Below are 12,098 nucleotides of genomic sequence, written 5' to 3'. Positions count from 1 at the left end.
TCCCGGGTCGAAACCAGGTTACAACGACGAAATCGAGGAAAAATAGTGCGTTATGAATAACTTACCTACACGGGCACCAGTCCGGGCGCAATCGTCGCGCGCCGGGGGGGCGCCTGGCGGCGGTCGTGGCGGCGGCCCGCGTGGCGGTCTCACGCAGCAGGAGCGGATGCGTGAGCGGCGCGAGAGTTCGCGCGACGTGGGGCGACATGAGCCGACGTCGCGGATCCGGCTGAAACGGCGTTACCGGGAGGATCTGGCGGGTTTTGTGGTGCGTTTCTTCCCGCGGGCGGTTCCGCTGCGGATGAGCGGGAAACACCGCGAGTTTCTGGAACAGCTGTCGGACGCGATTCTGCACGGCGGTCGGGTTGCGGTGGCGCTGCCGCGCGGCTACGGGAAAACGACGTTGATCGTGCTGGCGACGCTGTGGGCGATTCTGTACGGTCACCGGCGTTATGTGACGGTGATCGCGGCGACGCAGGGGGACGCGCGGAAGATCATCCGGACGTTCAAAACGCGGCTGGAGCGGACGGATCTTCTGAACGAGGTTTTCCCGGAGGTCTGTCATTACGTGCGTGCGCTGGGCGGGCAGTCGCAGCGGGCGACGGGGCAGCTTGCGGACGGGGAGCAGACGGGGATCTCGTGGACGACGGACATGCTTGTTACGGCGCATTTTGAGCGGAACGACCGTTTTCTCGAGAGCGCGAGTCAAGCGGTGATCGAGGCGCGCGGGATGACCGGCTCGATCCGCGGCTTGCAGTACACGACGCTCGAGGGTGAGACGCTGCGCCCGGACTTCATCATTCTGGACGATCCGCAGACGCGCGAATCTGCGCACTCGGAGGAGCAGACGGCGGCGCGGGTCGAGCTCATCAACGGCGACATTCTGGGCTGCGCTGGCCCTACTGTGAAGATCGCGGCGGTGATGGCGTGCACGGTGATCTGCGAGGGGGATTTGTCGGAACACTTCCTCGAGTCGTGGACGTCGACGCGGGCGGTGATGGTGGAGCGCTGGCCGGAAAACGCGCAGCTCTGGGATCGCTACATGGCGCTCTTCGAGGAGCTGAAAGGCGAGCCGGAACTGGTTCGCCGCCGGGAGCTTAACGCATTTTACCGGGCGAACCGGAAGGCGATGGACGCGGGCGCGGTGATGAGCTGGCCGGAGCGTGTGATGGACGGCGACCTGTCGGCGCTACAGGGTGCTTACAACCTGCGCTGCGACCGCGGCGACGCGGCGTTCTACGCGGAGTTCCAGAACCAGCCGCTCAAGCTCAACACGAGCCTCTACACGCTGACGGCGAAAACGGTTCTCTCGCGGACGAACGGCCTTGCGCACCGCGCGACGCCGGACGACGCTCCGCTGCTGGTCTGCGCGGCGGACGTGAACTACTACGCGATCAGTTTCGTGGTGGTGGCGTTCCGCAGTGATTTCACGGCGTTCGTCGTCGATTACGGGTGGTTTCCGGAGGGCGGAGTCTACGACGCGAAACGCTCGGACGTGCCGGAGGGGACGGCGATTTACGAGGCGCTCTCGCAGTTCTGCGAACTCATCAAAACGACGCACCCGCGGCTTCAGATTCTCGGGATCGACGGCAACCGCTTCACCTCTCCGGTGAATAAATTCGCGGCATTCAGCGCGAACCGGCAGCCGTTCCGGGTGGTGCCTCTGCGCGGGGTTGCGGCGAAACACTACCGGGAGCCGACGCGGCAGACGCCGGGACTTTACGGCGCGCCGCGGCTGCGCTGCTGCATGCGGGTGAACGCGGAGCGGATTTTGTACGCGCCCTTCGACTCGCACTACTGGCACATGTTTCAGCAGCGGATGTGGCTGCTGTCGCCGGGAGCGCCGGGGTCGGCGAGTTTGTTCACGGATGCGGGGATCAACCACCGCCGATTCGCGGAACAGCTGACGGCGGACAAACTGCGCGACTTCTACGAGCGGAACGGCGAACTCGTTTACGACTGGTCGACGATCGGGCAGAACGAGATGTCGGACGCGATGACGATGGCGACGGTGCTTGCGAACCTCGCGGGAATTGACCCGGTGACTCCGGGCGTGACGATGCAGCAGAACGGCCCGGTTGCGGTGATGAAACGCCGCCGCCGGAAGATGTGATGAAACAACTCAAACAAGGAGAAATTGAGATGAGCGAAAAATACACGGTGGTAATCCCGGTTCGGGATGAGGGTTCAGATCTGGATCAGACGATTGCGAACATTGCGGAGACGCAGACGCAGTGCGCTGCGATTCTCGTTGAGCGGGACACGGCGGGGGCGGGCACTGCCGCGACGCGCCACGCCGGGACGCTGCGGGCGCAGACGGAAACGATCATCACGATCGACGCGCACATGCGCTTCAAGCCCGGCAGTCTGGATCTGATGGCGGAGTTTCTGGCGGAGGATCGGAAACGGGTCTGCTGTCTGTCGTGCCGGACGAATCCGGAATGCGATTTCACGGGGCCGGTTTACCGCGGGGCGAACCTGCGCGAGTGGGGCGGGGAGTACGCGCTTGAACCGAAGTGGCGGCGCGGGGAACCGGGGGAAGTCGCGTGCCTGATGGGGGCTTGCTACGGGTTTTCGCGCGAATTCTACGAGTCGCTCGGGAGTCCATGGAGCCTCGGGCGCGGCTGGGGGTGCGACGAGACACTGCTCTCGATTCCGGCGCGTCTGGCCGGTGGGAGCGTGCACGTTCTGCCGGACGAATGCGCGCACAGATTGAAAACGCCGGTCGATGTGAAATACCGGCAGACGGACGCGGAGATCGCGGCGATCTGGTACACGCGTTTCGCTCTGCTCGAATATGTGCGGCCGGCGAACCGGGAGGCCTTGCGCAGACGGATGCGGAAATCAGCGAACTGTCCGCGCCTTGACGCGGCGGTGAAGCGTGCGGCGGAGCAGCTCGACCGGGTGCGGGTGCTCTCGTGGGAGGAGTACGCGGCGCGCTGGCTGACCTCCGGGGAATCCCCGGAAGTTCCAGTTCCGGCGAAACGCGACCGGCTGCCGTCGGTTGCGGATCCGGGGATCCGCTGCCCGCACTGCGGCGGAATTTCGGACCGCCACCCGGTTACGAACACCTACGCGAACGGGAACCGCCGCCGCCTCTGCGCGAACTGCGGCCGCCCGTTCGTCACCCGCTTCGGTCGTTAATGACTGCGGATGTAGCTCATTGCGCTTTCTGCCAGAAACGCGGAACGGGTGCGATTGTGCTGTTCCGCGTAGCGGTCGATTTTGTCGAGAACGTACCGGGGGAGCGAGATGTTGATTCTCGCTGGTTCCTCATCCGGGATGCTCGCCTCAATGACGGCAACCCGGCAGAAATCGCCGTGGCTTTCCGCCTCTTCCAGCAGCTCGGAGAGAGCCGCGTCACTGGATTCCGCCGGGATCGGTTCCTTGTCCTCCGCCATGGATTCGATGTGAAAGTTCAGCGCTTCCCGTCCCGCTTCCAGTGCCTCCGATACGTTTTCTCCCCCGGACACGCATCCGGGGAAATCCGGGAATGCGACGGTGATATATCCGCCGTCTTTCCCTGACAAGATTGCATTGTAAAACTGTTTCATGTCCCTTTCCTCCACAAGTTTTCCTCCGCATTCCCGGAGGGGGATACGGCCGGGGTTTCCCCCGGCCGCCCGGTCACTTCCAACCGGCCTGCTTTCTGATGCTTGACCAGTCCGCCCATCCGAGTTGTTTCACCGGGTGCCTTACGGTCACTTTTCCGGGCTTCTCGGGATGCTTGAACTGGTGATGATCGCCTCTTATTGCGACCAGCTCCCAACCATCATTTTCAAGCAGCTTGATAACCTCTCGGGAACTTGGTGGACCCATATTCACCTCCTTGTTACAATACTTAATATACACATTTTTGTGTAAAAATCAAGTCTTGATTTGAAAAAAAAACGAAAAAATCAACATTAAGGCGCTATACGCCATAACGTTGGAAACATCCCTTGTTTTTTTCGGTTTGATCTGGTATAATAGCGTTGAAAACTGAAATTTTTCGGGATGAACCGGACGGCCATCCGGGGGGAATCCGAAGGAGCGAGGCATAGCGGTGCCGCTACACTGCTGTGTCTCGCTCTTTTTTTATCCCGATTCACCGGAGGACGGGGAATGACGAAATACGAAACACGGCTTACGCAGGTCGAACAGGCGATTGAAGCGCTCCTGACCGGGGCGGAATCGTACACGGTCGATGGCGTGAGCTACAAACGGACGGACCTCTCGAAACTGCAGACCTACGAAACGTATCTCGAGGGGAAAGTTGCGCGGGAAAAGTCGCGCGTGAGCAAAGTTTCGCGCTGCCGTTTCCCGTCGGAGGGTTGACGCGATGCCGGATTTTACGATCAACTGCGCGGGGTTCACTTCTGCCCGTTCCTCGGGCGTTTACGAGATGTCGGAGGACAAGGGGCGACGCCGGGCTCCGCGCCTGCGCAAGGCGGCCGAGGAGGCGATTTTAACGCAGCGCGACCGCGACCGCGGGACGGCGACGATCTACGACCTGCTGCGGAACGACACGGTCGTCAACTGGGCGTTCGGGAAATTTCTCGACTACACGACCGTTCAATATTTCGCCGCGAAAACGGGAGACGCCGGGTTCGACGACGCGCTCGAGGAGGCGTTCCGTGACTGGTCGGACGCGCATAACTGCGACGTGGCGAAGCGAAACGATTTCGACAATCTGATCCGGATTTTCGGCGGCTCGATCGCGCTCGACGGAGACGCGGCGCTGCTGAAGATCGAGGGCGGCAAACTGCAGGGGATCGAGACGGACCGGATCCGCGCGACCGGCTCCGGGGAAAACATCCCGGCGGGCAGCGTGAACGGCGTTCTCATCGACCCGGACACGGGCGCGGCGACCGGGTATCTGCTGTTCAACCGGGGCCCGGGCGGGCGCAACTACACGTTCAACCGGGTGCTCTCTCCGGAGGATCTGATTTTTCGCGGGAATTTCATCCGGTTCGACCAGGTGCGCGGAATCCCGATGCTGGCGCCCTCGGTCAACACGTTTCAGGACGTGCGCGAGACGGACGAATATCAGCGGATCAAGGCGAAAAACCACGCGCTTCTCGGCATTGCCGTCACCAGCAGCGCCGGTTCCGGGTTGAATGACACGTTTGCGCCGCTCGGCGTGGGCGGAGAATCCGGGAACGGCGGAGACGGGGACGCGGCGGCGCTCGGGGTTTACCCGGTCTACGACCTCGAAGCGGCGACGAAACTCGAGCTCGAGGAGGGCGACGCGGTGAATCTGCTCGAGTCGCACACTCCCTCGACGGAATATCAGTCGTTCAACGACTCGCTGATCCGGCGGGGGCTGCTCATCTTCGGGCTTGCGTTCAGTTTCTACGATTCGCGCTCGAGCTCCTACTCGGCGATGAAGCAGGACCGGGCGGAGTTCAAATTTTTCATTCAGCGTTTCATGCGGATGAACATGCGCGTCCGCTACGAGGTGACGGACTGGGTTCTTCCTCAAATCGTCCGCGACTACGGATTGAACTGGAGCGGGGCGGGGAAAATCCGGTACGAGTGGCTGCCGCAGGCGGAACCGTGGCTCGAGGAGGACCGCGAGGTCGGCGCGACGATCGAGCGGATCGCGGGCGGCCTTTCGAGCGTCGAGGACGAGGTGAAACGTCGCGGCGGCGACTGCTACGACGTTGCGCGGAAAACGGCGCGTTATCAGGACTACATCCGGAAAGCGAAAATCGTCTACTCGATCGGCAACCCGGGCGGAAATCTGTTCAACTCGGACACGCTGAACGCCTCGACGCAGCCGGCGGCAAATCAGGAAACAAACGGAGAAAACAGCAATGCAAACGAAAATTGACACGGGAATCCCCGATTCTCCGGAGTGCGTCCGGAATCATCTCGGGATCTACGCGTGCGAACCGCAGACGCTCGGGAAACTGCACGCGATGCTTCTCGCGCACGAGCTCCCGGCCTGTTCGGCGGAGGAGATGGAGGAGCGGAGGAACGAAAAACCGGCTCTCGAGGTGACGCCGGAGGGAATCGCGGTCATCCCGGTTCACGGCGTGATGCAGCGCGGCGACTCGAAATTCAACGACGTGACGAACACGCTGAAACTGCGGAAACTGTTCCGGGAGGCGGCGGCCCGTCCGGACGTCGCGGGCGTGATGCTGCACATCGATTCGCCGGGCGGAACGGTCGCGGGGCAGACGGAACTGGTCGACGAACTCGCGCGGCTCTCGGCGGTAAAGCCGGTGCGGTCGTTCGTGGACGAAATGGCGTGCTCGGCGGCGTACTGGCTCGCGGCTTCGACCGGGCAGATCACGGCGAACCGGCTTGCGGAGGTGGCGAACATCGGCTGCTACACGGTCGCCTACGACGAGACGGGGAGGCTCGACCGGATGGGCGTCCGGATCGTCACGGTTTCAAGCGGGCAGTACAAAGGCCTCGGCGCGGACGGATCTGTTCCGGACGAGCTCGTCGAGGAGATGACGCGCCGGGTGAAAACGGTGAACGCGGAGTTCACCCGGGCGGTTTCGGAGGGGCGCGGACTCGAACTTGCGGCGGTCGAAGCGCTCGCGGACGGCAGATGCTGGAGCGGCGCGGAGGCGCTCGAACGCGGGCTGATCGACGCGGTCGGGAATTTCGAGGACGCGATGAACAGTTTCACTCAAACAATCAACGAGGGAAAGGAACGGAAAATGGCGGAGGAAAACAAGGTGCTGGACGAATTCAAAGCGCTCGTCGAACGGGACGGCTACGAATTCGCGAAAGAGAACTTCGGGAAACCGGAGGGGGAAATTGAGCTTGCGCGGCGCGACGTGAAGATCGCGAAGCTCGAGGAGGAAAAGGCGGCAACGCTGTCGGAACTCGCGGTCAAGAGCGAGGAACTCGAAAAGGCGAACGCGCGGATCTCGGAGCTCGAAAAGGAGCTTGCCGAATCGAAATCCGCGACCGCCCGGGGCGCGAAAGCGGCCGGGTTCCAGGAGCGGCCGGACGAGACGAAACAGCCGCGACACGCGAGAATGCAGGGAAAAAGCAGCAACTAACCGAAAAACGGAGAGGAGATAGGAAATGGCAAATGCAGTGATTCACGGGACGCCGGTGGCGTCGAATACTCTGGAATACCTGATTCAGTCGAACGACCGGAATCTCGCGACGTTCATCGCGAGCGACCTGCTGCAGCGGGCGCCGTTCCTGCGCGCCGCGTATGCGCAGAACGCGAGCAACGGAACGCAGCACAAGTTCGAGGTTGAGACGGACGAGCCGGGCGTCGCGTTCCGCAATGTGAACGAGGGGCGCGAGAATGCCGCTGGAAAGTCGAAAATCGTCACCGTCGATCTGAAGATCGTCGACGCCTCGTTCGAGCGAGATCAGGCAGTCGCGGACGGTTATGTGGAGGGAGCGGTGATGTACATGGAGCGCGAGGGCGTGAAAGCGCTGCGCGCCGCGTTTGCGCTCGCGAACCGGCAGCTTGTGCGCGGAACCGGTGAGGTTGCGACCGGGTTCTATGGCCTTGCGGACTACATCGACCAGTTCGCGCAGGATATGCAGATTCTGAAAACCACCGCGGCCGGCAGCTCGGTTTACATGGGCCGGTTCGGTGAGGACGCGGTATCCGTCATTTCGCGCGAATCCGGCCTGATTTCGGATGGCGTTATTTTCCCGACTGTGATCAACACGACGGCCGGGAAACAGCTTTCGACCTACTCGTTCCCGCTCATCAGCTGGCTCGGGCTGCAGGTCGCCGGTCACTACAACCTCGCGCGGCTCGCGAACGTGCCGCAGACGGGAGAAGGCACGCTGACCGATGAAATGCTGATGGATCTGCTCGGGCTCTTCCCGTCGGATTACCGTCCGGACTTCATCCTGATGAGCCGTGCCGACGTCGTGAACCTCGCGAAATCGCGGACGGCGACGACTCCGACCGGAGCAACCGCGCCGGTTCCGACGACCTGGGACAACGCCGGTTATCCGATGCAGATCATCGTCGACGATTCGGTCGTCAACCAGGCCGCGACCACGACGACTGGAGAGTGATGAGAATGGGGCTGGCGGAGCAGTTTGCGGCAGACCTGAATCGGATGATTGAGGCGAGCCCGACGGAATTCGGATACGCTGGATCGACGCTCACCGGACGCCGGTCGAAGCTCTCGAGCGAATTTACGCTCGGGGACTACGGTGTTCAGAGCGGTTACAAATTCAGTCTCCGGGTTCCGCGCTCCGCCCTGCCCCGGATGCCGCGCGAGGGGGAGCTTGTCACGATCGGGGCGGAGGAGTTCCGGATCCTGAATCCCGTCGAAATCGACGCGCTCGGGGTTTCGGTTCTGCTGCATCTGGGAGGGGAATCGGATTGATTACGGCGGAGATTGATCCAGCGGACATCGCCCGGCTTTCCCGGGCGTTCGAGCGCGCGCAAACGGAGCTGAAGAAGGACATTCGGGATCTGACGCGGCAGGCGATGATCTTTGCGATCCAGTCCGCCGCGAAAGCGACTGGGCCGGGAACGGCATCAAGCCCGTCGAAACTTCCGGATCGGTACAAATTTCGCCGGATCATCAAATATCCGGGCAGCGATTTCCGCTACGCCTACCGGAAACGGAACGGGAAAGAGGGGATGTTCACGACCGCAAAACGGATTCCCCGGAAACAGGTCGAGAAACGCGGGCTCCGGCTGCTGAAACGGAACATCGAGATCTGGGACCGGCGGCTTTACTGCACGCGGATGGTTCCGTACTTCGGTACGGCGACGGGGAAATACGACAAAACGAGCCGGATCGGACGGATTCCGCATTACGGCGCGGCAAAGGCCGGATGGCTGAAAGCGCTCGGGCGGCTTCCGAAGGCGAAAAGCGCGTTCAAGATGTCGCTCTTCGAGCTTGCGGAATCGGCGCTGAAAGCAGCGTCCGACGCGGCGGAAAACCGCTACGTCCCGACCCCGCGCGTTTCGGAGGTGAAGCAGAAGGACAGCTACGGGCTCATCGTTGAAAACGTCGTCAAATACGTGACGATCATCAGCCCGAACGCGGCTCCGGAGGCGATGCGGAAAACGGCGAACCGGATGGAGAAGATCATTCAAGCTGCCGCGGACAAGGCGGCGCGGAGGGTATCACAATGACGGGCATTGAGACGGAGGTCGAGCAGCTGTTCGAGAAACAGCTCGGCGAGCTGCTGCCGGGGTTTCCGGTCTACCGGCTGAAAAGCGCGTCGGTCGAGCGGGCGGATCGGTTCGCGCTGGTCGAAACGGCGTTGCTGAAGCCGGAGGGGCCGGGAATCCCGTTGTATCAGCTGCAGTTCGCGATTCACGTCGGGACGCGTCGGGTCGGGGACCGCGCTGACCCGGACGAACTCGACCTCGATGAGGCATACGAACGCATCCGGGCGAACTACGCGCAGCCGAGACGGCAGTACAAAATCCGCGACGGCTGGTTCATCGTCGGGATGGTCGCGGGCGATCCGGAGCGCAACGAGAGCGACACGCACGCGGTGCGGGTTTTGCAGTACACACTGTTCATCATCAACAAGGAGGGGTAAAAAAATGGCAGATGAATTTCCGCAGGGATTCGGCGTTTCCGGGGAGGACACCTCGGTCACGGGGCGGACGACGAACAACAGCGTCCAGGTGGCGGACAAAACGAACAACGTCGGCGACATCGTCGAGCAGGCGACGTATCAGCCGGTGACGGAGATCACCGAGGACTCGTTTCTGGTCGGTGAATCGTTCGTGAATCAGGCGGTTCGCGCGCAGTCCGGCGAGGAGGTGGTGACGGCTCACAACCTCACCGAATCGAACACCGGTTTTTCGACTGTTCAGCGGACGATCCGGAAGATCACGACCACGACCACGACGCCGGAGGCGTAAAAGAAATGAGCGGATCGATTCAGGTCTACGTGCCCTGCTGGTACGTGAAGGACAAGGCCGTCAACTTCGCATTCGAGGCGTTGAGCTGCAGCGGAACTCCGCTCAAACTCACCGCCGGGAACGGGGATACGCTCGTGGTTCGTCCCGCGACGCTCGGCTTTTTCCTGATGCTCGAGTGGATCGATTCGCCGTTTTTCCGGAATCCCGGCGGGGCGTCGTTCGACGACGTCTGCCGGGCAGTCGCCTGCGCAAACCGCGGGCGGGATTTTTACGCATTCAACCGGGAGGAACTCGAAGAGGAGGCCCGGGAAATCGGGGAGAAATCGGGCGCGGCGATCGTAGAAAAATTCGAGCAGTTGGTCGAGTGGCTGCTCGTAGTTCCCTGGTACGGCTACGAGATGCTGCGGAACCGGACACGCTCGCGCAAGCCGGAGCCGTTTCTGTTCGCGGGCCCGGCAATCGCGGCGCTGGTTGATCTGGGCTCGAAATACGCTTCGTTGACGCCGCGCGAATCGATCTGGGAACTGCCGCTCGCGCTCGCGGGACACCTCGCGGCGGTGAACGACTGCGGCAAACTCGCCCCGGCGAGACCTAAGGACCCGGAGGATTTCAAACGAAAGGCGGCGGAGGCGATCGAACGGGAGAGAAACGGCGAGCTCCACCCCTGGCAGGAGCGGGAGCCGGACATTTATCCGCTTTCGTGGAATCAGATCCGCGCACGGGAGCGGAAGCGCCGGGAGGCGGAAGAGAGGGAGGCTGCGGCAGATGGCGGCAAATCTTAAAATTTTTGGAGACCCGAAAGGAGCTCTCAACGCGCTGAACACAGTCCAGCGGAAAGTCAAGGAAACGAGTTCGCAGGTCAAAGGGGCATTCAGCAAGCTCGGCGGGATTTTTTCCAGTATTTTTTCCCCGCTCGGGTTCGGACTCGGAGGACTCGGAGTATCGACGATTTTAACGACGATGGTGAACCGGTTCGACGAAATCGGCAAGGCCGCGGCGAATATGGGCGTTTCTGCAAAATATTTTCAGCAGATCCGTTTCGCGGCGGAGCGAACCGGGACGAGCGTCGACCAGGTGCGCGAGGCGTTCTCGAAAGTTCAGATGCAGGTCGGAAGATTCATGACCGGAGATGCCGCCGCCGGAAGTCTCATGGCGAAGCTCGGATTTACCCGGGAGGACCTCGCCGGGCTGAACGCGGAAGAGACGTTCAACAAGGTCAACGCGGCATTGCGCGGGATCGCGGACGAGCAGACCAGAAACGCGGTCGCGTCGCAGCTTTACGGTGAGACGTTCCAGAAGCTGAACAACTTTCTGCGCGACTACATTTCGCTCGGAGAGGAGGCGGAACAAAGTGGACTCATTATCAACGACGACGCGATCAAGGCTGCGGAGGAGCTCAAAGACGCGATGACCAACGCCGGAACCGCGTTTGCTGCGGCTTTTGCAGAGAGTGGAGGTATTCAGCTGTTGAATAAGATTGCTCAATATGGAAGCGATCTTGGTTTTTGGAAGCGGGGAAATTATCTGCTCGAAACGAATGGAATCGAGGTAAAAGACACCCGGTCCTGGTGGCAGAAAGCTATGGGCGGTCTAGCGAATATGATGCCTACCGGTTTTTTATTTAATCAGGCGGGGAAGCAACTCTTCGGCAGTAATTTTGATCTTGGGAAAGAAGCATCAGCAAAACTGTTCGGATTGAATGAAACGTATTCAACACCGAAGCTGACAGCGTCAGAGGTACAAAATCAGCGGGATGCCTCCAGAAAACAACAGGAGGAAGCAGCGCGAAAACAAGCGGAGGCAGCGAGAGCAGCTGCGGAAGCAGAGGCGGCGGCAGCCGCAGCCGCGAAGAAGAAGACCGACGACAAGATCGCGAAATTGCGCGAGGAACTGAAGTATCGTCAGATGATCGCGCAGGGAATGGGGCGCGAGGCGGAGATCCAGAAAAAGCTCGACGAAATGCGGAAAGCTGGACCGGTTTCCGCCGAACAGGAGGCGGAGATCCGTCGCATCATCGGAGCGCAGTACGATCTCGCGCATCCGGAGAAAGCTGCGGGGGCGGCGAAATCGGCGGCGGCAGCCGCCGTCACGGCCGGAATCGCGTTTCCGACCGATTCCCTGCGCCGGATCGGCGGTTACTCCGGATCGTTCAACAGCTCGAATCCGAGTCTGAACTATCTGCGCAGGTCGGCGGATTCGCTCGACTCCCTCAAAAAAACAGCGGAACAGATCAAACAGACGCTCGACGAATCAACAGATAGCGGAGCGGTTTTCCCGTAGG

The 12,098-nt window shown here is 61.5% G+C and carries 14 protein-coding genes; 12 read left to right on the top strand and 2 right to left on the bottom strand.

Going from position 1 to position 12,098, the window contains the following annotated elements; genetic code table 11:
- The first annotated feature begins 52 nt into the window (after positions 1-52).
- Both Q0J85_RS08940 and Q0J85_RS08935 read left to right on the top strand, forming a co-directional pair.
- Positions 53-2,113 carry a terminase gpA endonuclease subunit gene (locus Q0J85_RS08940; RefSeq protein ID WP_294480538.1) on the top strand — a complete coding sequence of 687 codons (2,061 nt, stop codon included), beginning with the start codon at positions 53-55 and terminating at the stop codon, positions 2,111-2,113.
- Positions 2,114-2,142: 29 nt separating this feature from the next.
- The gene (locus Q0J85_RS08935) at positions 2,143-3,144 is read left to right on the top strand and encodes a glycosyltransferase (RefSeq protein ID WP_294480535.1); all 1,002 of its coding nucleotides are present in this window, start codon (positions 2,143-2,145) and stop codon (positions 3,142-3,144) included.
- Here the strand turns inward: Q0J85_RS08935 and Q0J85_RS08930 are convergent.
- Positions 3,141-3,554 carry a type II toxin-antitoxin system HicB family antitoxin gene (locus Q0J85_RS08930; protein ID WP_294480532.1) on the bottom strand — a complete coding sequence of 138 codons (414 nt, stop codon included), beginning with the start codon at positions 3,552-3,554 and terminating at the stop codon, positions 3,141-3,143. The two genes, Q0J85_RS08935 and Q0J85_RS08930, sit on opposite strands and share 4 nt — an antisense overlap.
- Before the next feature lie 73 nt (positions 3,555-3,627).
- Positions 3,628-3,819: a type II toxin-antitoxin system HicA family toxin gene (locus tag Q0J85_RS08925; protein WP_294480530.1), complete on the bottom strand. Its 192-nt coding sequence runs from the start codon at positions 3,817-3,819 to the stop codon at positions 3,628-3,630.
- A gap of 285 nt (positions 3,820-4,104) precedes the next feature.
- Between Q0J85_RS08925 and Q0J85_RS08920 the strand changes: the two genes are divergently transcribed.
- Genes Q0J85_RS08920 through Q0J85_RS08875 form a run of 10 tightly spaced genes read left to right on the top strand, consistent with a single transcriptional unit; the run spans position 4,105 to position 12,097 of the window.
- The gene (locus Q0J85_RS08920; protein ID WP_294480527.1) at positions 4,105-4,317 is read left to right on the top strand and encodes a hypothetical protein; all 213 of its coding nucleotides are present in this window, start codon (positions 4,105-4,107) and stop codon (positions 4,315-4,317) included.
- A 4-nt stretch (positions 4,318-4,321) separates the two neighbouring features.
- Positions 4,322-5,815, top strand: a complete 1,494-nt coding sequence (locus Q0J85_RS08915; protein ID WP_294480525.1) for a phage portal protein — start codon at positions 4,322-4,324, stop codon at positions 5,813-5,815.
- Positions 5,799-7,004 carry a S49 family peptidase gene (locus Q0J85_RS08910; RefSeq protein WP_294480523.1) on the top strand — a complete coding sequence of 402 codons (1,206 nt, stop codon included), beginning with the start codon at positions 5,799-5,801 and terminating at the stop codon, positions 7,002-7,004. The genes Q0J85_RS08915 and Q0J85_RS08910 overlap by 17 nt, the downstream gene beginning before the upstream one ends.
- A 25-nt stretch (positions 7,005-7,029) precedes the next feature.
- Positions 7,030-7,995, top strand: a complete 966-nt coding sequence (locus Q0J85_RS08905; RefSeq protein WP_294480520.1) for a major capsid protein — start codon at positions 7,030-7,032, stop codon at positions 7,993-7,995.
- Positions 7,995-8,312, top strand: a complete 318-nt coding sequence (locus Q0J85_RS08900) for a hypothetical protein (protein ID WP_294480518.1) — start codon at positions 7,995-7,997, stop codon at positions 8,310-8,312. The genes Q0J85_RS08905 and Q0J85_RS08900 overlap by 1 nt, the downstream gene beginning before the upstream one ends.
- Positions 8,309-9,073: a hypothetical protein gene (locus tag Q0J85_RS08895; protein WP_294480517.1), complete on the top strand. Its 765-nt coding sequence runs from the start codon at positions 8,309-8,311 to the stop codon at positions 9,071-9,073. Before Q0J85_RS08900 ends, Q0J85_RS08895 begins: the two co-directional genes overlap by 4 nt.
- Positions 9,070-9,489 carry a hypothetical protein gene (locus tag Q0J85_RS08890; protein ID WP_294480515.1) on the top strand — a complete coding sequence of 140 codons (420 nt, stop codon included), beginning with the start codon at positions 9,070-9,072 and terminating at the stop codon, positions 9,487-9,489. Before Q0J85_RS08895 ends, Q0J85_RS08890 begins: the two co-directional genes overlap by 4 nt.
- Before the next feature lie 4 nt (positions 9,490-9,493).
- On the top strand, positions 9,494-9,817 hold the full coding sequence (locus tag Q0J85_RS08885; RefSeq protein ID WP_294480513.1) for a hypothetical protein: 324 nt from the start codon (positions 9,494-9,496) through the stop codon (positions 9,815-9,817).
- Between the two features lie 5 nt (positions 9,818-9,822).
- The gene (locus Q0J85_RS08880) at positions 9,823-10,599 is read left to right on the top strand and encodes a hypothetical protein (RefSeq protein WP_294480511.1); all 777 of its coding nucleotides are present in this window, start codon (positions 9,823-9,825) and stop codon (positions 10,597-10,599) included.
- The gene (locus Q0J85_RS08875; RefSeq protein ID WP_294480509.1) at positions 10,583-12,097 is read left to right on the top strand and encodes a hypothetical protein; all 1,515 of its coding nucleotides are present in this window, start codon (positions 10,583-10,585) and stop codon (positions 12,095-12,097) included. Before Q0J85_RS08880 ends, Q0J85_RS08875 begins: the two co-directional genes overlap by 17 nt.
- The last annotated feature ends 1 nt before the right edge of the window (position 12,098 follow it).

This window comes from uncultured Victivallis sp. (genome assembly GCA_944389935.1).
Classification (GTDB): Bacteria; Verrucomicrobiota; Lentisphaeria; order Victivallales; family Victivallaceae; genus Victivallis.
This window is presented reverse-complemented; position numbering and strand designations above follow the sequence as displayed.

What these genes read in the sequence shown, in the direction of transcription:
- Q0J85_RS08940 (WP_294480538.1), top strand. Translation starts at nt 53, where the DNA reads ATGAATAACTTACCTACACGGGCACCAGTCCGGGCGCAATCGTCGCGC.
- Q0J85_RS08935 (WP_294480535.1), top strand. Translation starts at nt 2,143, where the DNA reads ATGAGCGAAAAATACACGGTGGTAATCCCGGTTCGGGATGAGGGTTCA.
- Q0J85_RS08930 (WP_294480532.1), bottom strand. Translation starts at nt 3,554, where the DNA reads ATGAAACAGTTTTACAATGCAATCTTGTCAGGGAAAGACGGCGGATAT.
- Q0J85_RS08925 (WP_294480530.1), bottom strand. Translation starts at nt 3,819, where the DNA reads ATGGGTCCACCAAGTTCCCGAGAGGTTATCAAGCTGCTTGAAAATGAT.
- Q0J85_RS08920 (WP_294480527.1), top strand. Translation starts at nt 4,105, where the DNA reads ATGACGAAATACGAAACACGGCTTACGCAGGTCGAACAGGCGATTGAA.
- Q0J85_RS08915 (WP_294480525.1), top strand. Translation starts at nt 4,322, where the DNA reads ATGCCGGATTTTACGATCAACTGCGCGGGGTTCACTTCTGCCCGTTCC.
- Q0J85_RS08910 (WP_294480523.1), top strand. Translation starts at nt 5,799, where the DNA reads ATGCAAACGAAAATTGACACGGGAATCCCCGATTCTCCGGAGTGCGTC.
- Q0J85_RS08905 (WP_294480520.1), top strand. Translation starts at nt 7,030, where the DNA reads ATGGCAAATGCAGTGATTCACGGGACGCCGGTGGCGTCGAATACTCTG.
- Q0J85_RS08900 (WP_294480518.1), top strand. Translation starts at nt 7,995, where the DNA reads ATGAGAATGGGGCTGGCGGAGCAGTTTGCGGCAGACCTGAATCGGATG.
- Q0J85_RS08890 (WP_294480515.1), top strand. Translation starts at nt 9,070, where the DNA reads ATGACGGGCATTGAGACGGAGGTCGAGCAGCTGTTCGAGAAACAGCTC.
- Q0J85_RS08885 (WP_294480513.1), top strand. Translation starts at nt 9,494, where the DNA reads ATGGCAGATGAATTTCCGCAGGGATTCGGCGTTTCCGGGGAGGACACC.
- Q0J85_RS08880 (WP_294480511.1), top strand. Translation starts at nt 9,823, where the DNA reads ATGAGCGGATCGATTCAGGTCTACGTGCCCTGCTGGTACGTGAAGGAC.
- Q0J85_RS08875 (WP_294480509.1), top strand. Translation starts at nt 10,583, where the DNA reads ATGGCGGCAAATCTTAAAATTTTTGGAGACCCGAAAGGAGCTCTCAAC.